Origin of the sequence: Pseudoalteromonas sp. OFAV1 (assembly GCF_021532595.1) — a bacterium.
Lineage (GTDB): Bacteria > Pseudomonadota > Gammaproteobacteria > Enterobacterales > Alteromonadaceae > Pseudoalteromonas > Pseudoalteromonas lipolytica_C.
In genome coordinates, this window is record NZ_JAKGBG010000039.1 from 25998 (window position 1) to 47804 (window position 21807).

The window sequence follows — 21807 nt, forward strand, 5'->3', positions numbered from 1 at the left end:
TAATCAGCCTATAGCATGTGACGTACGTCATCGATGTTGCTGATCACGTTATAGATTTCTTCAATGTGCTCTTTACTTGTAACGGTTGCCACAAGCGTGACTGACTCGTAATTACCTTTGCTGCTTGGTTTTACCTTTGGCGCATAATCGCCTGGTGCAATTGGTTGCAGCTTTTCTAGGATCTGGTCTGTTAGATTTACGTTTGCTAAGCCCATGATTTTAAAAGTAAATGGGCAAGGGAAATCTAAATACTCATCAAACTTAGTATCTTTTACAGGTTGAACCACGACGGTGACTCCTCAAAACAGTGAGTGTGCTTAATCGAGACTTTCTCGGCCAGTTCTTGGCAGTAAGCAGACTTAAATTACGACGCACTCGACCCAGCGCGACTGATATGGGGCGCATTCTATCATTTTTCAGACAAAAAAAAACGCCTTGCAGTGCAAGGCGTTTATAAACTTTTATCTGAGATTACATGATCTGTAAACGTAAGTAATCGTAGATCTTGCTGAAGAAGCTGCCTTCTTCTACTTCTTCAAGTGTAACTAACGGATATTGAGCGATTTCTTCACCATCCAGTTGCAAGAATAAGGTGCCAACTTTACTACCTTTGGCAAGTGGAGCTTCTAGAGTTTTATCAAGCTCAAAGTTCGCTTTTAAGTTTTTACGCTGACCACGTGGGATGGTGATTGGCGTATCTTCTAAAATACCCAGTGAAACATTTTCTTTGTTACCCATCCAAATGCGTTGCTCCGCAAAGCTGTCACCTGCTTGATATGGTGTAATCGTTTCAAAGAAACGGAAACCGTAGTTTAGTAATTTTTTACTTTCAACTTTACGAGCACGCTCGCTTTCGGCACCCATAACAACAGCGATTAAACGCATATCATCTTTAGTTGCTGAGCTCACTAGACTATAACCCGCTTCTGACGTGTGACCGGTTTTAATACCGTCTACGTTCATGCTTTCATCCCATAATAGAGAGTTGCGGTTATATTGTTTAATACCGTTAAAAGTGAATGACTTTTTAGCGTATACTTCGTATTCATCTGGTACATCGCGAATAAGTGCAGCACCAAGAGTGGCCATATCACGTGGCGTTGTGAAGTGCTCGTTAGTATCTAATCCGTGACTGTTTACGAAATGGCTGTTTGTCATACCTAACTTTTCAGCGTGAGCATTCATTAAATCAGCAAATGCACTTTCGCTACCAGCAATGTGTTCAGCCATTGCTACGCACGCATCATTGCCTGATTGAATAATGATACCGTGGTTAAGGTCGTCAACACTGATTTGCTTACCCACTTCGATGAACATTTTTGATGATTCAGGAAAGTTTTTTGCCCACGCTTTTTCACTCACGGTGACCATGTCAGTTGGTGAGATATTGCCGGCTTTAATTTCAGTACCGATGACGTAACTGGTCATCATCTTGGTTAGACTGGCAGGTGCCAGCTTAGTATCGGCTTCGCCTTCAGCAATGACCTTACCTGTGGTGAAATCAACCAAGAAATAACCTTTCGCATTAACTTGTGGTGGGGCAGGAATGATTTGGGCTGTTGCTGAAAATACACTCGCTGTGCAAACAAGGCCACAAACGCCACTTAAGATTTTATATTTTATAGATTTCATCGTACTCATTAATGGTTAAAGTTAAACATGTCGCGTTAACCTATTCTAAAGGTCTTACTCACTGTAAAGCAAGAACGCGTTCTGAAATTGGTTTTGTTTTAGCTTTTCTAAAACAGTTTGTGCTTCTGCGGCATCTTTTATTGGACCAAGACGTAATCGATAGATTCCATCTTTTTCAACAATGTTTGTTGGCACATGATATTGCTGACGAAGTTGAAACGCGAGCGCTTCAACATTGGCAAGAGTACTTCCCGCTGCAACCTGTATGTAACTTAAACGAGGGGCAGAATTGCTAAGTGTAATGGCTTCAACCTTAACACGCGCTGTACCTTGGCGATAATAATCTAGTTTATAGGCCGCAGAATAAGATAAATCGATGATACGGTCATCATGGAATGGGCCGCGGTCATTAACGCGAACAATGACAGATTTACCGTTATCTAAATTAGTGACTCGTGCAAAGCTGGGTAATGGCAAGGTTTTATGCGCTGCAGTCATCGCGAACATGTCATATATTTCACCATTAGATGTATGATAGTTATGAAATTTTCTACCGTACCATGAGGCAATCCCTTCTTCAGAGTAGCCTGTTTCATCTAACATGGGAGTGTAGCGTTTTCCACGAACTTCATAAGGGCGACTCGCACTGGCACTCTTAACTACAGCCGTTACTACTGCATCTTGCATTTCAAGTTCGGTAGGCTTTCGAAGCGGGGCTGCATCATGCTCCATAGCATAACGACCTTGCTGCGACGAGCTACAAGCAGTGAGCATTACAGAAAATAATGCAACAAATAGAAAACTATTGCGATGTGTCATTATTTTAAAAGCATCCTTTTATCTGTGGCGATAGACATAATAATGCCAAATCCTGCCATCAAGGTCACCATAGAGGTGCCGCCATAACTGATCAAGGGTAAAGGGACACCGACCACAGGCAGTAAACCTGACACCATGCCAATATTTACAAATACATAAACGAAAAAAGTTAAAGTTAATGCACCTGCAAGCAGTTTACCAAACGCATCTTGGGCATTGACCGCTATGTATAAACCACGACCAATGATGAATAAATACATGCACAGTAATAAACACACTCCAAATAAGCCAAACTCTTCGCTTAAAACAGAGAAGATAAAATCGGTATGACGCTCGGGTAAAAATTCAAGTTGTGATTGCGTACCTTGCAGCCAGCCTTTTCCTTCAATTCCGCCTGAGCCAATTGCAATTTTCGATTGAATAATGTGATAACCAGAGCCAAGAGGATCACTTTCAGGGTCTAAAAATGTTAATACGCGTTGTTTTTGATAGTCGAGCATAACGTAGTGCCAAAATGGCCAAGCAGCAATGGCTACTGTAGCGGTAAAAAAGCCGATTAATCGCCAACTTAGACCTGACAAAAACAATACAAAAATACCTGAACTGGCGATCAATATTGATGTTCCTAAGTCAGGCTGCTCTTTGATTAGGATGGTAGGCACCATCACAATCGCAAAACCAATGATTAGATGAATAATGCGGGGTGGTAAATGGTTGCGACCGATATACCATGCGACCATCATAGGTACGGCAATTTTCATTAATTCAGATGGCTGAAATCGAGTAATACCAAGATCTAGCCAACGTTGCGCACCTTTCGAGCTAACACCAAATAGCAGTACCCCGATGAGCATTAATAGGCCCACGCAATAAAGTGGAATAACCATTCTTTTTAGCGTGTTTGGCGAAAATTGCGCAAGAATAAACATGCCTAGTATCGCCCCAAACATCCGTGTGGCATGGCGGATCATCATCGCTGGGTCTTGACCACTGGCACTGTAAACAATGGTTAGGCTGCCTACCATCATGAGCATTAACGCTATCAGGAGCGGTAAATCAAGGTGAAGGCGTTGCCAGATAGAGCGTTTTTTATTTAATGGGATCATGGCGCATCACTTTGTGCAACAGGCAGAGGGTTAGCTGAAAAATAATAATCCATCAATTGACGAGCAATAGGCGCACCTACGGTACTGCCGCCACCGGTATTTTCTACAACCACAGAAACCACAATTTGTGGGTCATTATAAGGTGCAAAGCCAACATAAATTGCGTTATCGCGTTGACGCTCTTTAAGTGATTTAGCGTCATAACGTTCACCTTGGGCAATACTAACTACTTGCGCGGTACCGGTTTTACCAGCAGGGTCATAATTGGCACCTTTAAATGCTTTATGGGCGGTGCCGGTGACTTTGTGTACTGTGTTGTGCATTGCATCAAGCGCTATTTGCCAATGGTGAGGGTTTTTTAGCACCACCGGTGGCTTTTCATCGTTGTTTATTTGAGTGACTTCATTTTCTTTTTTAGCCACTTGCACTAAGTGGGGTGGGTGATCAATCCCACGATTAACTAAAATATTCGTCGCATTAGCTATTTGCATCGGTGTTGCGGTCCAATAACCTTGGCCAATACCCACTGAAATTGTATCACCACGCCACCACGATTCTCTAAAGCGGCCTTCTTTCCATTCTTTTGATGGCATAATCGCAGAGGTTTCTTCATGAATATCAATACCTGAAAGTTCGCCAAAACCAAATTGAGACATAAAATCACTGATTTTAGTAATGCCTAAGCGATACGCCACGTCATAAAAATAAGTATCGCATGACTCTTCAATAGCACGATAAACGTCAACATGGCCATGACCCCAACGTTTCCAGTCACGCCATTTATGTTCAACGTTTGGAATTTGAAAAAAGCCCGGATCCCACATTTGTGTTTGCTCGGTAACAAGTCCTTCCTCTAGCGCTAAAATGGCCATATGTGGTTTAACCGTAGAAGCTGGTGCGTAACGACCTTGTGTGGTTCTATTTATTAGAGGGCGATCTGGGTTCAATAACTTTTTGTAGTCGCTACTACTGATGCCATGAACAAATAAGTTTGGGTCGTAACTTGGGTTAGAGTAAAGAGCCAGTACGCCACCATCTTTTGCGTCGAGCACAACGACAGCGCCGCGCATATCTTTTAAAGCATGCTGTGCAATTTGTTGTAAGCCTATATCCAGAGTAAGTACCAAGTCATGGCCTGGCTCTGGTGGGGTCATGCTTAAAGTGCGAATGATACGACCCCTGTTGTTAACTTCTACACTTTGTGAGCCAACTACACCATGAAGTAATTGCTCATAGTATTTCTCGATACCTAGCTTACCTATATCATGTGTAGCACGGTAATTTGTTGCTTGATCATCGGCTTCTAATTTTGCCAGCTCTTTTTTATTGAGTTTGGCAACATAACCTAATGCGTGAGTTAAAGTATCACCATAAGGGTAGTAACGAGCTAGTCGTGCTTCAATACTAAAACCAGGGAATTTGTGCTGATTAACTGAAAACTTGGCAACTTCAGTTTCGTTTAATCGTGCTTTAAGGACTTGGCTCTTAAAACGGCGATTATGTTTGATATCATCTAAAAACTCTTCTTTTTGTTGTTCACTGATATCGATAATTTGTTGAACATCTTCTAATGCTTGATCTAGGTTATCTGTTTCTTCTGGAATGACTTCAAGGTTATATACAGGTTTGTTTTCAGCAAGTAAAACGCCATTTCTGTCATAAATTAAACCCCGATTCGGGGCAATTGGGATAACTTTGATCCGATTATCATTAGAGCGTGTCTGGTAGTCTTGGTGGTCGATAACTTGAATGTTATATAAGTTTGATAATAAGACACCAATTAATAATGTAACAAACACAAAGCCCACAAACGCGCGGCGAGCAAATAAATTAGCTTCAGCCGAGTGGTCTCGAATTGTGGGTCTGTGTTTTCGCATTGACTAACTACTCGCGGTGGTATGGGTGATTATTATTTAAGCTCCAGCCACGATAAAGGCTTTCGGCAACAATAATACGCACTAAAGGATGCGGTAGTGTTAGATTTGATAAAGACCATTTTTGCTCAGAAGCTGCAATGCATTCTGGTGCAAGGCCTTCAGGGCCACCAATGAGTAAGCTAACATCACGGCCATCAAGCTGCCATTTTTCCATGCTTTTAGCTAGTTGATGAGTATCCATTGGCTTACCTGTTACTTCTAAAGTAACAATGCGATTGCCTTTGGGTATTGCTGCTAAGGTTTTTTCGCCTTCAAGTTGCAAAATACGTTTTATATCCGCATTTTTTCCGCGTTTACCGGCAGGAATTTCAATAAGCTCAAGCGGCATATCACGCGGGAAACGGCGCTGATATTCTGTGAATCCGGTTTCAACCCATGCTGGCATCTTAGTACCAACGGCAATCAATTGTATCTTCAAAATGGTTTACCTATGTCCTTGCAAGGGTTAACCCCAAAGTTTCTCTAGATCATAGAAGTCGCGAGTTTGGTCTTGCATGACATGTACTACTACATCACCTAGGTCAACAAGCACCCACTCGCCTTCATTTTGACCTTCGTAACCAAGGGGCTCTTCACCAGCGTGGCGTGCTTCTTTTGCAACGTGATCAGCAATCGATTGAACATGGCGTTTAGAGTTACCAGAGCATACTAACATATAGTCGGTAATATCTGACTTTCCACGAACATCAAGTTGCACCACATCACGGGCTTTCATGTCGTCGACTTTATCAAGGGCAAATGCGAGTAGTTGTTTAGAATCCAAAGTGTTTTCTCAAAAATAAATAATCTTAATTGTTATTTTATCACGCAGGCAGCATTTATTCATCTGTTTGATAAAGATGATGCTGTGCGATGTATTGACTGACCGAAGTCGGTAAAAGTTCCGTTATTTCACTATTTGAATGCAGTTTTTTTCTGATTTCTCTTGATGCGGCATCTATTTGTAAGCCATTTAAAAAGAATAACTTACCTGCAGGTTGCTGCTTTAGTTCAGCAAGGTTATCAGTGTATGCCTGTTCCTTGTAATGAGCCAATTCACCAGCGACATTACAGGTTTGCCCCGGTCTTTGATACACGACTATGTGGCAAAGTGTGACAATTTCTTGCCATTTAAACCATTTGTCGAGGCTAATGAATGAGTCCATACCGATTAAAAAAATAATGGGCGTAGTCGGGTGCTCAGCTCTTAATTCTTGCAAGCTAAGTAATGAATAAGAGGCACCTGAACGATTAAGTTCTCTGTAATCAATCGTGAAATAAGGGATGTCTTCAATTGCAAGTTTGAGCATGTTGATACGGTGCTCATCACTAATCCCCGGTTTAGCTTTATGTGCAGGAATAGCGCAGGGCATAAAATACAGCGTATCAAGCTGACACTGTTTAACGCATTGCTCGGCCATATTGATGTGGCCTAAGTGAATTGGGTCAAATGTTCCACCAAATATAGCAATCATTATACAACTCTAATCTAAAACAGGGTGGCAAGGTAATGGCATTGCCAGTGGTTGGCAAAATACTAAACAAAGGTGTGTTAAGGCTTGATAAGGCGCAACAAGGTTGCCTTGTTTGTAGCCAGCATCAAACTCGGCTAATTGTTTGATGATTTGCTCAAGAGTACTAATTTGCAGGCGGTTTAATGCCTGCTGTACTGTTGCTTGCTGGTTTTTCCAAATATTAAACTGCCGATATAAATCAGTCATATTGGCACCGTTTAGGCGAGCGTGTTGCATTGCAAGTAAGTTAGTGGCTTCTTTATTAATGGCCCAAAAGATACTCATTGCTTCAGTGTTATCAGTAGCGAGTTTACTCATTACTTTGACTGCTTGACCTGCATTGCCGGTTAATAAAGCATCACTCAAATCGAAGATATCAAATTTTGATTGATTAAGAAGACCTTGCATTACGGCCTGCTGGTCTACTAACTCACTGCCATATAATAGAGATAATTTTTCAAGTTCTTGGTGGCATGCAAGTAAGTTACCTTCAGTGGCATCAATCAGGCTTTGTTTTGCATTATTGTGCAAGTTTAAATTTAAACGATAACATTGCTCGTCTAGCCAACGGCTTAAATGGTTACCCGTTAAGGGATAACAAGGTACAAATAAGCCTTGCTTATCTAAAGCTTTAAACCAAGCACTGCGTTGAACATCTTGACCAGCTTTGGCACCTTTCAATACCAAAATAGTGTCTGGATTAGTAAGTTCAACAAGTTGTTTAAATATTTGGCTACCTTGAGTACCTGGTTTTTGCTCGTTTAAATCAAATTCAATTAGGGTACGAGCGCTAAACAGTGACATACTTTGGTATTGAGCTACAATTTCTTGCCAATCAAACCCTGGCATTAGGGTAAATTTGATTACTTCGTCAAAACCTTGCTGTTTGGCGGCTTGACGAATTTGCATGACACATTGTGTAATTTGATAGGGCTCTTCACCAAACACCATGTAAAAAGGCGCAAGGCCTTTTTTCAATTGGCTAGGTAGTTGATTTGCATAACAACGCATTACAGTTGTGATAGCTCACGAACAATTCGACGACTGGCTTGCTTACGAATTTCGCTTAATAGCAGCTCAAGCTCTTTTGCTTTTGCAAGGGCATTATCTGGGTCGTCTTGATAGTTACGATACAATTCAAAGCGCTGGTTAATGGCTTTTTGTCTAGGGCGCTTAAGGGTATAGCTTACACTGTAGGCAAGTTCATACTCGGCAACCTGACCATTATCAAATAATGATAAGATTTGACGCTCTAAACGGTCTTTGTGGATCGTTAACTCTGGGTGTTCACCACCTTGGCTAAGTTCAACTTTACTCGCAATAAGCTCTTTTTCGACTAACTCGAATAATGCTGACTTTTCATCATCCCCGATAAGGGTGATCACTTTCAAGTCGTCAGGCAAGTTTGAGGCTTTCTTTAAATGAAAGCCACAACTTGTTAGCAGTAAACAGACTAGCGCAAGGGCTAGTCCGTTTTTCAGTGCTTGAAGCGCTGCCATCTTAGTTAGCAACCACGTTAAGTAGTTTGCCAGGTACGTAAATCACTTTGCGGATGGTTGCTCCATCAGTGAACTTAGTTACGTTTTCTTCAGCAAATGCTAATGCTTCAACTTGCTCTTTAGTTGCATCAGCTGGCACTGTTAACTTAGCACGAAGCTTACCATTAACTTGTACGATGATTAGCTTCTCATCTTCAACAAGTGCTGATTCGTCAACTTTTGGCCATGCTGCATCTAAGATGTCGCCTTCTTTGCCAAGGTCTTGCCATAATTGGTGACACATATGCGGCGTGATAGGCGCAAGCATGATAAGTAATGCTTCAAGCGCTTCGTTAGCAATTGCCACATCTTGTTTATCGGCAAGCGGTGCTTTAAGTAACTTGTTCGAGATTTCCATAATTGCAGCGATTGCAGTGTTGAATGTTTGACGACGTTCTACGTCATCAGTCACTTTTGCAATTGCTTTATGAAGTTCACGACGAAGTACTTTTTGGTCGTTATTTAATGCTGACTTATCAAGCGCTTGATAGCCTACTGTTTCTACATCAACAGCGTATTTCCAAATACGTTTTAAGAAACGCATTGCACCTTCAACACCTGAATCAGACCATTCAAGGGTTTGCTCTGGTGGCGCCGTGAACATCATGAATAAACGCACTGTATCTGCACCGTACTGGGCGATAACTTGTTGTGGGTCGATACCGTTATTTTTCGATTTCGACATTTTGCTCATGCCCGCAGAGAATACCGGCTCGCCATCTTCTTTGTGCCACGCTTTAACAACACGACCTTTGTCGTCTGTTTCAGTTTGTACGTCTGTTGGCGAAATCCAGATATCACCGCCTTTCTCATCTTTACGGTAGAAAGTATCTGCTAATACCATGCCTTGACATAGTAAGCGCTCAAATGGCTCATCTGAAGTTACTAAACCAAAGTCACGTAATAACTTGTGGAAGAAACGCGAGTAAAGTAAGTGCAAGATCGCATGCTCAATACCACCGATATATTGGTTTACTGGTAACCAGTAATTTGCAGCACCTGGCTCAATCATGCCTTCGTCAAAACGAGGGCTACAGTAACGCGCGTAGTACCATGATGATTCCATGAAGGTATCGAAAGTATCTGTTTCGTGGAATGCAGGTGCGCCATTTACCGTTGTTTTAGCCCACTCAGGGTCAGCTTTGATTGGTGAAGTAACACCATTCATTACCACGTCTTCTGGTAAGCGAACAGGTAGCATGTCTTCAGTTGCAGCAAGCTCGTTACCGTTCTCGTCGCTTAACATAGGAATTGGAGAGCCCCAGTAACGCTGACGGCTAACACCCCAGTCACGTAGACGGAAGTTCACTTTACGCTCACCTACACCCAGTGCTTCTAGTTTATCTGCAACAGCATTAAACGCCGCTTCAAACTCAAGACCGTCGAACTCACCTGAGTTAACTAACACGCCTTTTTCAGTGTAAGCTTGGTTGTCTAAATCAACAGTTTCTTCAGAGTCAGCTGCTGGTGCAATAACTTGAGCAATCTCAAGGCCATATGCTGTTGCGAACTCGTAGTCACGTTGGTCGTGTGCAGGTACTGCCATTACAGCGCCTGAGCCGTAATCCATTAATACAAAGTTAGCGACCCAAATTGGTACTTGTTTACCTGTTAATGGGTGAATCGCGTAAAAACCAGTGGCAATACCTTTTTTGTCCATGGTTGCCATGTCTGCTTCAGCGATTTTCGTGTTTTTACACTCATCAACAAACATAGCTACAGCGTCGCTGTTTTTAGCTGCTTCTTGTGCAATTGGGTGACCAGCTGCAACAGCAACGTACGTCACACCCATGAAGGTATCTGGGCGCGTTGTATAAACACTGAATGTATCGTCGTTATCAGCACGCTTAAATTCGATTTCTAAACCTTCAGAGCGACCAATCCAGTTGCGCTGCATGGTTTTAACTTGCTCAGGCCAGTGATCAAGTTTATCTAAATCATCTAATAGCTCTTGTGCGTAATCAGTGATTTTGATGAACCATTGTGGAATCTCTTTTTGTTCAACAATGGCACCTGAACGCCAACCACGACCATCAATAACTTGCTCATTGGCAAGTACTGTTTGGTCAACTGGATCCCAGTTAACTGTTGACATCTTTTTGTAAACTAAGCCTTTTTCATAAAGCTTAGTGAAGAACCACTGTTCCCATTTGTAATATTCTGGATGACATGTCGCAATTTCACGATCCCAGTCGTAACCAAAACCCAGTTGCTTTAACTGGTTGCGCATGTAATCGATGTTTTCGTATGTCCACTTAGCAGGTGCAGTGTTGTTTTTGATTGCTGCATTTTCCGCAGGTAGACCAAACGCATCCCAACCCATAGGTTGCATTACGTTTTTGCCTTGCAAGCGTTGGAAGCGTGATACTACGTCACCAATGGTGTAGTTACGAACGTGACCCATGTGGAGTCGGCCGCTTGGGTATGGGAACATAGAAAGGCAGTAATACTTTTCTTTGCTCTCATCTTCAGTGACTTTAAATACTTGGTTTTCTTCCCAGTAGGCTTGTACTTTTGACTCTATGTCTTGCGGGTTATATTGCTCTTGCATCTACGATTCCAGACTTCTTGCAAATTAATAAAAAATTGTCGATAAGGATAACTCAAAATACACGCTAATCACAGCGGCAAATAGGCGCTTTTATTAATTTTGTCTGGAAATATATTTTCAGGGCAGGTTAACCTATACTCGACTAGAATAACGATTGATTTTTCATCATTTTTGAAGGAGTAACCGATGGCAGACTATAAATCTTGGCTCACTGATTTAACTAAATGGATTAAAGATGTAAAAGACAATGAATTAAAGGATGCAATAGATAAATTTGTTGAATCAGAGCAAGCACTTAAAGATTTAGGACAAGAAAAGCTTAGCCAATATCGAGAGTATCTTAAGCGCGATATTGATCACATCAAAGAAAATGATGAGCATTATGACTCGTTGGCTTGGCTTGAACTTAAGGAATCGCTTTGGTACGAGTTATCGCATATTGAAGATAAAACCCAGTTAGAGTGGCATGCCCTTAATCAAGATTTTAAACACGATGGTGTCTATCAAGAAGGAGAATGGATAGCCATGGGCACATTAGTATGTAAAAATTGCCAACATAGTTACGATGTTTACCATGCTACGCAAATTACTCCTTGTACTGAATGTGGCGGTATTTATTTTCGCCGTAAGGCATTACAACCTTAAATCAGTGACGCAGGCTTTTGCTGGGCGTTACCTATAATGCCCAGTAAAGACTGGGAAATAAGAAGTTAGAATGACAAAAAAACTAATCCCATTACCTGTTTCTGCGCTAGCGCCAGAGATTTCTGCAAGCCATGTTGCCACTTGCATGCAAAACCCGTATCCAGAAGCACTCCCTTTTATCGGCCAGCAACGAGCACAAAGCGCTCTCGACTTTTCTCTGGGAATGGAACTTCCGGGTTATAATGTATATGTGATGGGTGAAGCGGCACACGGTCGTTACACGTTAGTGAAAGATAAACTCACAGCCCATTCTAAAGGCCGCCCAACTCCCAACGAATGGTTGTATGTAAATAACTACGACGATCACCGTGAGCCAATTGCGCTGTTTATGCAAGCAGGGCAATCGAAGCAGCTTGCCGATGATATCGACTCGTTTATTGATGAAGTGCTTGATACTTTTCCTGCGGCATTTGATAACCCTGGGTATCAGCGTAAGAAAAAATCAATTGATCGCGAGTTTACCGACACCTACGATGCAGCTATAACTGCAGTAGAAATTGCTGCTCTTGAGCAAAGCGTGGCTCTCATTGAAGAAAATGGTGTGGTTGGCTTTGCTCCACTTATTGACGGTAAGCAACTGAGTGATAGTGAATTTGCAGCTCTTGAAGAGCCGCTTCGTATAGAGTTTTATGAAGTCATTGAAAAGCTTGAAGATGCGTTAATCGAAGCGCTGATTGAGCTACCACGTTGGAAGCGTGAATCATCAGAAAAACTGCGTAACCTTAAAAAATCAACAGCAGAGCTTGCTACTAAACCACTTCTTAAAGCGCTTGAGCATAAATATGCAACACATATTGGGGTTCTTCGTTATCTAAAAGATATTCGTGAAGAAATCATTGATGCGGTACTAGAGTGGCTCGACGATGATGACAACGACGAAAATAAAGAAGATTTTGACCGCAAAGGTATGCTCACAGATTTCTTTGCGCCAAATATTTTAGTGGAATACAAAGAAGGCGATGCTGCGCCTGTAGTCTATGAGCCGAACCCAACCTTTGGCAATATCTTTGGCAAGATTGAATATGCAACGTCGCAAGGGTCACTTATCACCAGCTATCGCTCAATTCAGCCAGGTGCATTACACCGTGCTAATGGTGGTTATTTGATCATGGATGCAGAGAAAGTTATGTCTAACCCGCAAGTGTGGGATGGCTTAAAACTGTCTTTGAAAACCCATCAAATCAAAAACGACTTACCCTACCAAGACAGCTCAGTAGGAAGTAGCTTTACATTACGCCCGCAGCTTATTCCACTTGATGTAAAAATAGTACTTTTAGGGTCGCGAGAGCTTTATTACACCATAGGTGAATATGACGAAGAGTTTGCTGAGTTATTTCGTGTACTCGCTGACTTTGATTACTACTTACCAAGTAGTGATAAGCTGCAGTATCAGTTTATTACCAAGGTAACTGAATATTGTCAGCAAACACTTAATTGCACTGTGAATGAAGCGGCGATGGCGAGATTATTAAAGTTTAGTTATCGCCAAGCAGAGCATCATAATAAACTCTCAGCTCGTTTTGCTGATGTATTAGAGTTAGTGGCAGAAGCTAGTTTTTATGCTAAACAAGATGAGCAAACAGTGATTGATGCTCATCACATAGACGAGGCCATTGTTGGTAAGCAGTATCGAACTGGGCAAATCTCTGAAACCATGCTCAGTGATATCAAAGAGGGGCAAATTTTAATTGCTACTGAAGGTCACGCTGTGGGTAAGGTGAATGGCTTAACCGTGCTGCACATTGGCGATACCTCATTTGGTACACCAGCACGCATTACTGCCACTGTGTACGCAGGTGCTGATGGCGTTATTGACGTTGAACGTGAAGCTGAGCTGGGTAAAGCCATTCACTCAAAAGGGGTGATGCTATTAACCGGTTACTTGGGTAACAAGTACGCTCAGCAATTTAGCCTGACACTCAGTGCGAATATCGCAATTGAACAAAGCTATGGCTATATCGATGGTGATAGCGCTTCACTAGCTGAGTTGTGTGCGCTTATATCAGCCATTACTAACTTACCTATTAGCCAATCTATCGCGCTGACAGGGTCAATTAACCAGCATGGTGATGTGCAATCAATTGGTGGTGTAAACGAGAAAATAGAGGGCTTCTTTAAGCTTTGTAAAATGCGTGGCTTAACCGGTGAGCAAGGGGTGATTATTCCTAAATCTAATCAAGTGAACTTGGTGCTTGATGATGAAGTGCTCGATGCCGTTGAAAAAGGCCGCTTTAACATTTATGCCGTTGAAACGGTTGATCAAGCATTGAGCTTATTAATGGATAAAGACGCAGGTGAAATGACCCCACAAGGCTACCCTGATGGCTCTATTAACGCGCTAGCCTTAACAAGGCTTGCCAATATTGCTGATATCGTAAATGGCGACAATGATGATGAGAAGGACGCAGAATGATTAATTTATTACTTTTACTGATCATCGGCATTTTTTGCTTTTTAATTTTTAAAAATAGTAAAAAGGCGAAGCTACAAGCCCTTGAAAATGAAAAACTAGCGGCGGATTTTTTAGCGAACAATAGTAAAGCCGACGATGTTCATGAAACAGCATCTGGGCTGCAGTACAAAATTGAGCATCGCGGCGACAATGAGGCAAAACCAAGTGCCACCAGTAAAGTCAAGGTTCACTATCATGGTACGCTGTTAGGCGGCAGCGTATTTGATAGTTCAGTGGTCAGAAACTCGCCAATCAGCTTTGGTTTAAATCAAGTCATTGCTGGTTGGACTGAAGGCTTACAGCTAATGAGTGAAGGGGATAAGTTTACCTTTTATATTCCACCGCAGCTAGCATACGGCAGTAAACGGGTAGGCAGCATTCCAGCAGGTTCATTGCTAATATTTGATGTAGAGTTGATTAAGATAGAATCTTAAAATTTTAAAAGGCTTCATATTGAAGCCTTTTTTATTTGTTATTTCTTAACCCTGATAAACACAGCCACAGCACTGAGTAATATCACTACAATCCATACTGGCCAATTACCATATTGACTATAAAGACTATCGCCTTTGATTAAGGTGATATTGGCTTCAAGTACATCAGCTTTAAATTGCGGCATGCTCAACTGTGATTTAGTGATAGGGTCGTAAACGGCGCTGATACCATTATTCGTTACGCGAATTAGCGGGCGTTGTAATTCTAGAGCACGCATACGGGCTATTTGCATATGCTGATGCGGGCCATGGGAGTCGCCAAACCATGCATCATTACTAACGGTGAATAAAATGTCTGAATCACTGCGATAATTACCACGCACTAAATCAGCAAAAGCAATTTCATAACAAATAGCGGGTAAAATATGTAAGCCGTTCGCCTGTAGATTGTTTTGAACTTCATCGCCTCGAGTAAATGACGACATAGGTAAATCAAACAGTGGGGCGATTGGACGCAGTAATTCTTGAAATGGCACGAACTCACCGATAGGCAATAATTGGTGCTTTTGATAGCGATTTTTACCTAAATACTGATAATGACCTTCGCTATCATCTTGCTCTTTTTTACCTAATACAATGAGGGTATTAAAAATATTACGGGTGTCGTATTGATAATCCACGATACCGGTGATCAGGGCTGTGTTGTTAAAAGCAGCTGCACTATCAAGACCGGTTAGGTATTGTGTTGATAGGGCTTCAAGCTCAGGGACAGCAGCTTCTGGCCAAACAATGAGATCAGCATTCCAGTGTAGGCGCGTCATGTCTTGGTATTTACTCATAGTATTCCAAAACTCTGACGGTTCAAATCGTAAATGCTGTTTAATGTTCCCTTGTACTAAAACTGTTTTAATTGTTTTATCTTGATACTGTAAAGCACTATTACTCGCAATTACGTATAAGCCTGCCAACAAGGTCACAGAGCCGATTAACGGCTTTATGTCTTTACCTAGCAAACGAAAGAGTGAAAACGCGATGAGCACGCAAACAAGTGTTATACCAAACTCGCCAATCACAGGGGCTAAAAAGTTCAGTGGGCTGTCGGTTTGTGTATAACCAAAGCTCAACCAAGGAAAGCCTGTTAGCAAAGTGCCACGTAAGTACTCTGTAACCGCAAAGTTGGCAAGCAACAAGCAGATAAAGCTATAGGGCCCTTTAGCAAGGCGGGTTGTCAACCAAGCTGCTAGTGCAGGATACAAGGCTAAGTAAGCGCAAAGTAGCACCATCAATGAAATCGATGCAATTAATGGCATACCGCCAAAGGTGGCTATCGATACATGCACCCAACTAATACCTGCACCAAACCAGCCTAAACCAAAGATAAAGCCATACTTAGCACTTTGTTTTGCGGCCGATTTACCATTTGCCTGCGGATTAATGCAATAGATAAGTATGCCAAGAGAGAGAAAGGCAATATACCAAAGATTATAAGGGGCGTAGCTTAAGGTTAAAAAGAGGCCCGCAATGAGTGCGAGCCAGGCTTTTTTATCTTTTGCAATAAGGCTTAGCTTAGTTAGCAGTTTCTTCACTGTCGTTATCATCAGCCTTAGGAATGGTGACTTGCAATTGTAAGATGCGACGGTTATCTGAGTTGGTGACTTTAAATTGCAGGCCATCAATATCAATTGTTTCACCGCGACTTGGCATATGACCAAATGCGTGTAAAACAATACCACCTATGGTGTCAGCATCAGAGGTGCTGTAACCGGTTTTAAAATACTCGTTAAAGTCATCAACTTCAGTCAGTGCTTGTACTGCATAAACGTGTTTAGCTACTTGACGAATATCTTGTTGGTCTTCGCTTTCGTCGTGCTCATCTTCGATTTCACCAACGATGATTTCAAGAATATCTTCAATGGTTACTAGACCCGACACGCCGCCGTATTCATCGATGACGATTGCCATATGGTATCGCTGTTGACGGAATTCGTTAAGCAGTGTGTCAACACGTTTGCTTTCTGGTACGACTACTGCTGGGCGTAAATAATCACGCAAAGAAGGTAACTGCTCATCTTTGTTTAAGATAAGTGGTAATAGATCTTTTGCTAATAAAATACCTTCAACATGGTCTTTATCTTCACACACCACTGGGAAACGTGAATGTGTTGAGTCAACCATCATAGGTAACAGCTCTTCAAGTGGTGTATCAACCTCTAACGTAACCATTTGCGAGCGAGGGATCATGATGTCACGAACTTTAAGCTCAGATACACCAAGTACTCCTTCGATCATTTCTTTGGTTTCAGGGTCGATAAGGTCGCGTTCTTGCGCATCGGCAATTACTTCAACCAGCTCTTCTTTATTCTGGGGTTCCCCTTGCAACATTTGGGTTATTCTGCCCAACCAAGTTTTGCCAGAAGAACCCTGGCTAGATTGCGAGTTGTCGTCGCTCATTGCGTCTAATTGCTCCGTAAATTTAAATATCGTCTCGATATGGGTCTGCGATGTTCAGATCAGCAAGTAATTGCTTTTCTATGCTTTCCATTTCGAGTGCATCTTCGTCCTTTATATGGTCAAATCCAAGTAAATGCAAGCATCCATGGATCACCATATGGGCAAAATGGTCATGAAAGGTCTTTTCTTGCTCAATAGATTCGGCCAAAACAATGGCCGGACAAATGATCAAATCACCCACTAAAGGTAACTCAATACCCGGTGGTGCTTCAAATGGAAACGATAAGACATTAGTCGGTTTATCTTTTCCACGGTAATCATTATTGAGCTGCTGGCTTTGTGCTTCGTCGCTTATGACGATAGTAAGCTCAGCGTCTTCACGGTAGTTACTAAGGGCTTTATCAGCCCATAGTTGGAATTGTTCAAAGCTAGGTAAGTCGTCAAACTCACAGGCTATTTGTAAATCTAATTCGGTCACGAGTTTGGTTCTTGTTGGTTTGCTTGTGCTTCTTTTGCACGTTGCTTTTCTGCGCGCTTTAAACGCTCAGCTTCATCATTTCGCTCATAGGCTTCTACGATACGTGCAACAACAGGGTGGCGCACGACATCGTGTGATTGGAAGAAATTAAAACTAATTTCATCTACGCCGTTTAATACCTCAATAGCATGACGAAGCCCAGAGCGAGCACCACGTGGTAAGTCAACTTGTGTTATATCACCTGTGATCACTGCTTTTGAATTAAAACCAATACGGGTTAAGAACATTTTCATTTGTTCTGCGGTGGTGTTTTGGCTTTCATCAAGAATAATAAAGGCATCATTTAATGTACGACCACGCATGTAAGCAAGTGGGGCCACTTCAATGATGTTTTTCTCAATTAGCTTTTCTACACGCTCAAAGCCCAGCATTTCGAATAAAGCATCGTAAAGTGGGCGTAAGTACGGGTCGATTTTTTGGCTTAAGTCACCCGGTAAAAAGCCTAGTTTCTCACCAGCTTCAACTGCAGGGCGCGTTAATAAAATACGGCGAATCTCTTGACGCTCGAGGGCATCAACAGCAGCTGCAACGGCTAGATAAGTTTTACCTGTACCAGCGGGACCGATACCAAAGGTAATATCGTGATGCAGGATGTTAGCAACATACACGCCTTGGTTATCGTTGCGTGGTTTAATAACGCCACGGCGTGTTTTAATCACCATGTCTTTACCGTACACGCCCGGGTTTTCATCTTGCTCTAGGGCATTCGATTCGCTAATTGCTAAATGCACTGCATCAGGTTCAATTTCGCCTATTTGACCACGAATAGGTTGAGTGTCAATGTAAAGGTTTTTTAAGATTTCAACGCTGGCTGCGGCGCAATGAAGTTTACCCGTGACTCTGAAAAAATTATCACGGTGGGCAATTTCAACACCTAGGCGGCGTTCAATTTGTTTAATGTTTTCGTCAAACGGACCACATAAAGAAGAGAGTCGTTTGTTGTCGGCAGGTTCTAAATAAATCTCTAATGTTTTTAATTGATTACTCAAAATTACTTCCTATTCATGGGTGCTGGCAGTGCCAGCACCAGTGTCTCCCTAAGGTACGAAAGTAGCAACGCCAATTTCGTTAGGGGCAGCTGCGGCTTCAGCTTCGGCAGCTTTATTTAAAATTGCTGATGGCGCCACATCACGACGTAAATTCATCTCTGATTCTGTACGAATTAATTCACCACGTAAAGAGTTTGGCAACGCTTCAGTAATACGTACATCAACGAATTGACCGATCACTGAGTGAGGGCCTTCGAAGTTCACTACACGATTGTTTTCTGTACGGCCACGTAATTCCATCGGGTTCTTCTTAGAAGGACCTTCAACCAGGATACGTTGTTCAGTACCAAACATTTGGCGGCTAATTTGCTGCGCCATTTGCGTGATGCGGTTTTGTAATAGGTATAAACGCTCTTTTTTCTCTTGCTCAGTCACATCGTCTGGTAAATCGGCAGCAGGTGTGCCAGGGCGCGCACTGTAGATGAAGCTAAAGCTCATATCAAAACCGATATCATTGATAAGGTTCATAGTTGCTTCAAAATCAGCTTTACTTTCACCAGGGAAACCAATGATGAAGTCTGATGACATGCTTAGGTTAGGGCGAATTTTACGTAATTTACGAATCGTCGATTTATACTCAAGCGCGGTATGACCACGTTTCATCAGGTTAAGAATACGGTCAGAGCCACTTTGTACTGGTAAGTGTAAGTGATCAACAAGCTCTGGCACATCAGCGTAAGCATCGATGATGTCTGGTGTAAACTCTACCGGGTGCGAGGTGGTGTAACGAATACGGTCAATGCCGTCAATCGCTGCAACATAACGTAGTAGGTCAGAGAAGTAACAAATCTCACCGTCGTGTGTTTCACCGCGATACGCATTTACGTTTTGACCTAAAAGGTTTACTTCACGCACGCCTTGCTCTGCAAGTTGCGCAACTTCAAGGAGCACATCATCTAAAGGACGACTTACTTCTTCACCACGCGTGTAAGGTACTACACAGAAAGTACAGTACTTAGAGCAACCTTCCATGATTGATACAAATGCAGTAGGACCTTCTGCTTTTGGCTCAGGTAAGCGGTCAAATTTTTCAATTTCAGGGAATGAAACGTCAACCACAGATGTGCTGTCGCCACTTTGCACTTGCTTAATCATTTCTGGCAAGCGGTGTAATGTTTGCGGGCCAAAGATCACATCAACAAATGGCGCGCGTTGGCGAATTGAGTCACCTTCTTGCGATGCAACACAACCACCAACACCAATGATTAAGTCTGGCTTGTCATCTTTTAATAACTTCCAACGGCCAAGCTGATGGAACACTTTTTCTTGTGCCTTTTCACGGATTGAACAGGTATTGAGTAAGATCACGTCAGCGTCTTCAGCTTCTTCAGTTAACTGATAGCCGTTTGTCGCATCTAGTAGATCAGCCATTTTCTGAGAGTCGTACTCGTTCATCTGACAACCCCAGGTTTTAATATGCAGCTTTTTACTCATTGAAATATAGCCTCGTTTTCAATTCGGTAGTGACACAAAAATGTGTTAGAAACAGGATTAAGTGGCAATTATGCCGACTTAAAGGACGCGTATTTTAGCTGGATACCCGCACAGATCCAAGTATAGTTTTAATCTTTGTGGTGTGAAATCAAACAAGTCCCTGATTTGAAATTCTTAAGTATTAAATGCACTGACACTGTTTATTGAATTACGTTACAATTTGCCGGGTATTTAAATAGCCAAATGAGCGAATATTAAATGAATAAAAATAAGATAATTGTTGTTGGAGGTGGCATGGTAGGTTCTGCTACAGCCATAAAATTGGCGCAGCAGGGGAGTGATGTCACGATTATTGAAAAGCACCTTATTGATGCGGATAGTATTCTTAGCTCAGATAAAGTGGATATTCGTATTTCGGCTATTAATCGTTTTTCAGAGCACCTACTTGATGAGCTTGGGGCAATGCCATTATTGCGTAAAAACCGAATCGCACCTTATCAACAACTAGAAGCGTATCAACAGCAAGATGAGAGCTTATTATTTGATTGTAAAGATATTGGCGAGACACATTTAGGCCATTTAATTGAAAATAGCTTAATTCAGGCGAGTCTATGGCAACAATTTGCTGATTACAATATTGAGGTTATCGAGCAAAAGACTCCTGTAACCGATATAAATCAAACTGACGATTCAATCACTCTGAATTATGGTGATACACACTATACGGCAGATTTAGTCATTGCGGCTGATGGTGGTCAATCACAATTGCGCACCAAAGCTGGATTAGGTGTAACTGGTTGGCAGTATGCTCAACATTGTATGGGTGTATTAATAAAACTGGATGCTCCTCAACAAGTAAAAACGTGGCAGCAATTTACTCCAACCGGACCTGTCGCGTTTTTACCTATGCAAGCACCTTATGCAAATTTAATTTGTTACCACGACGCAGCAGTTTTAAAGCAATGGCAAAAACTTTCTAATGAAGAACTTAAAGCAAAGCTCATTGCACATTTCCCTGAACTACCGGGTGACTTTGAATTACTTGAGCATGCTGTCTTCCCTCTTGCCAGACAACACGCCAATGACTACTCACAAGGGCGTTTAGTACTCGTGGGTGATTCAGCGCACACAATTAATCCTCTTGCAGGTCAAGGCGTAAACTTAGGCTTTCAAGATGTGGTTGCATTGGCGGATATTTTGGAAGATCAAGAAGACGTGGGTCAACATCAATTATTAAAACAATATGAGAAAAAACGTCGTCATGCGAATTTACTCATGATGAGTATGATGGATGCATGCTATTTTGGTTTTTCAAATGAAATAAAACCACTCAGTTGGGCGCGGAGCAAGTTCTTGAAATTAGCCAATAATAAAGGCCCTGCAAAAAATTGGGTATTGAAATATGCGATTAGTGGCACGTTAGGCTAATACTCGTCTGCAAAAATACCTAATAAGTAAGCGTATTGGTATAAAATATAGATTGCGGGTTAATGAAAATTAGCCCGTTTTTTTATGCTAAATACAATCGAATATAATTTTTGAGAAATTAGAAATTAGAAATTAGAAATTAGAAATTAGAAATTAGAAATTAGAAATTAGAAATTAGAAATTAGAAATTAGAAATTAGAAATTAGAAATTAGAAATTAGAAATTAGAAATTAGAAATTA

20 protein-coding genes are annotated in these 21807 nt (G+C 41.8%); 4 read left to right on the forward strand and 16 right to left on the reverse strand.

Features of this window, described 5'->3' with window-relative positions; translation table 11 throughout:
• Positions 1-8 precede the first annotated feature (8 nt).
• The 11 genes from ybeD to leuS all read right to left on the reverse strand — a co-directional run bounded on the left by ybeD (position 9) and on the right by leuS (position 11076).
• Positions 9-287, reverse strand: coding sequence for a DUF493 family protein YbeD (gene ybeD / locus L1267_RS17655; RefSeq protein ID WP_135924118.1), 279 nt, complete (start codon positions 285-287; stop codon positions 9-11).
• A gap of 184 nt (positions 288-471) precedes the next feature.
• Entirely contained in the window at positions 472-1632 is a 1161-nt protein-coding gene (locus L1267_RS17660; protein ID WP_199527570.1) for a serine hydrolase, read from the reverse strand.
• A gap of 54 nt (positions 1633-1686) precedes the next feature.
• Positions 1687-2451, reverse strand: coding sequence for a septal ring lytic transglycosylase RlpA family protein (locus L1267_RS17665; RefSeq protein ID WP_235383628.1), 765 nt, complete (start codon positions 2449-2451; stop codon positions 1687-1689).
• The gene (gene rodA, locus L1267_RS17670) at positions 2451-3557 is read right to left on the reverse strand and encodes a rod shape-determining protein RodA (protein ID WP_135924121.1); all 1107 of its coding nucleotides are present in this window, start codon (positions 3555-3557) and stop codon (positions 2451-2453) included. The genes L1267_RS17665 and rodA overlap by 1 nt, the downstream gene beginning before the upstream one ends.
• A complete protein-coding gene (gene mrdA, locus L1267_RS17675; protein WP_135924122.1) occupies positions 3554-5434 on the reverse strand; it encodes a penicillin-binding protein 2 in 1881 nt (626 codons plus the stop codon). Before mrdA ends, rodA begins: the two co-directional genes overlap by 4 nt.
• A gap of 7 nt (positions 5435-5441) precedes the next feature.
• Positions 5442-5912, reverse strand: a complete 471-nt coding sequence (gene rlmH, locus L1267_RS17680) for a 23S rRNA (pseudouridine(1915)-N(3))-methyltransferase RlmH (protein WP_036967350.1) — start codon at positions 5910-5912, stop codon at positions 5442-5444.
• A 27-nt stretch (positions 5913-5939) separates the two neighbouring features.
• Positions 5940-6257, reverse strand: coding sequence for a ribosome silencing factor (gene rsfS, locus L1267_RS17685; RefSeq protein WP_054551669.1), 318 nt, complete (start codon positions 6255-6257; stop codon positions 5940-5942).
• A gap of 55 nt (positions 6258-6312) precedes the next feature.
• On the reverse strand, positions 6313-6948 hold the full coding sequence (gene nadD, locus L1267_RS17690) for a nicotinate-nucleotide adenylyltransferase (RefSeq protein WP_135924123.1): 636 nt from the start codon (positions 6946-6948) through the stop codon (positions 6313-6315).
• 9 nt (positions 6949-6957) lie between these two features.
• Positions 6958-7998 (reverse strand): DNA polymerase III subunit delta, encoded by a 1041-nt coding sequence (gene holA / locus L1267_RS17695; protein WP_235383629.1) that lies wholly within the window; start codon positions 7996-7998, stop codon positions 6958-6960.
• Positions 7998-8486 (reverse strand): LPS-assembly lipoprotein LptE, encoded by a 489-nt coding sequence (locus tag L1267_RS17700; RefSeq protein WP_235383630.1) that lies wholly within the window; start codon positions 8484-8486, stop codon positions 7998-8000. Before L1267_RS17700 ends, holA begins: the two co-directional genes overlap by 1 nt.
• A 1-nt stretch (position 8487) precedes the next feature.
• Positions 8488-11076 (reverse strand): leucine--tRNA ligase, encoded by a 2589-nt coding sequence (gene leuS / locus L1267_RS17705; protein WP_138558627.1) that lies wholly within the window; start codon positions 11074-11076, stop codon positions 8488-8490.
• Positions 11077-11262: 186 nt separating this feature from the next.
• On the opposite strand from leuS, the gene L1267_RS17710 reads away from it, so the two are divergent.
• The 3 genes from L1267_RS17710 to L1267_RS17720 all read left to right on the forward strand — a co-directional run bounded on the left by L1267_RS17710 (position 11263) and on the right by L1267_RS17720 (position 14667).
• Entirely contained in the window at positions 11263-11721 is a 459-nt protein-coding gene (locus L1267_RS17710) for a zinc ribbon-containing protein (RefSeq protein WP_135924127.1), read from the forward strand.
• 70 nt (positions 11722-11791) lie between these two features.
• Positions 11792-14194 (forward strand): Lon protease family protein, encoded by a 2403-nt coding sequence (locus L1267_RS17715; RefSeq protein WP_235383631.1) that lies wholly within the window; start codon positions 11792-11794, stop codon positions 14192-14194.
• Entirely contained in the window at positions 14191-14667 is a 477-nt protein-coding gene (locus tag L1267_RS17720; RefSeq protein ID WP_235383632.1) for an FKBP-type peptidyl-prolyl cis-trans isomerase, read from the forward strand. Before L1267_RS17715 ends, L1267_RS17720 begins: the two co-directional genes overlap by 4 nt.
• A 38-nt stretch (positions 14668-14705) precedes the next feature.
• Here L1267_RS17720 and lnt read toward each other — a convergent pair whose 3' ends face one another.
• Genes lnt through miaB form a run of 5 tightly spaced genes read right to left on the reverse strand, consistent with a single transcriptional unit; the run spans position 14706 to position 20139 of the window.
• On the reverse strand, positions 14706-16253 hold the full coding sequence (gene lnt, locus L1267_RS17725; protein WP_235383633.1) for an apolipoprotein N-acyltransferase: 1548 nt from the start codon (positions 16251-16253) through the stop codon (positions 14706-14708).
• Positions 16234-17118 carry a CNNM family magnesium/cobalt transport protein CorC gene (gene corC / locus L1267_RS17730; RefSeq protein ID WP_135924131.1) on the reverse strand — a complete coding sequence of 295 codons (885 nt, stop codon included), beginning with the start codon at positions 17116-17118 and terminating at the stop codon, positions 16234-16236. Before corC ends, lnt begins: the two co-directional genes overlap by 20 nt.
• Positions 17119-17140: 22 nt before the next feature.
• Positions 17141-17596: an rRNA maturation RNase YbeY gene (gene ybeY / locus L1267_RS17735; RefSeq protein ID WP_054551659.1), complete on the reverse strand. Its 456-nt coding sequence runs from the start codon at positions 17594-17596 to the stop codon at positions 17141-17143.
• Positions 17593-18645, reverse strand: a complete 1053-nt coding sequence (locus L1267_RS17740; RefSeq protein ID WP_235383634.1) for a PhoH family protein — start codon at positions 18643-18645, stop codon at positions 17593-17595. The genes ybeY and L1267_RS17740 overlap by 4 nt, the downstream gene beginning before the upstream one ends.
• Before the next feature lie 48 nt (positions 18646-18693).
• Positions 18694-20139 (reverse strand): tRNA (N6-isopentenyl adenosine(37)-C2)-methylthiotransferase MiaB, encoded by a 1446-nt coding sequence (gene miaB / locus L1267_RS17745; protein ID WP_135924133.1) that lies wholly within the window; start codon positions 20137-20139, stop codon positions 18694-18696.
• Between the two features lie 258 nt (positions 20140-20397).
• Between miaB and L1267_RS17750 the strand changes: the two genes are divergently transcribed.
• A complete protein-coding gene (locus tag L1267_RS17750; protein WP_135924134.1) occupies positions 20398-21567 on the forward strand; it encodes an FAD-dependent oxidoreductase in 1170 nt (389 codons plus the stop codon).
• The last annotated feature ends 240 nt before the right edge of the window (positions 21568-21807 follow it).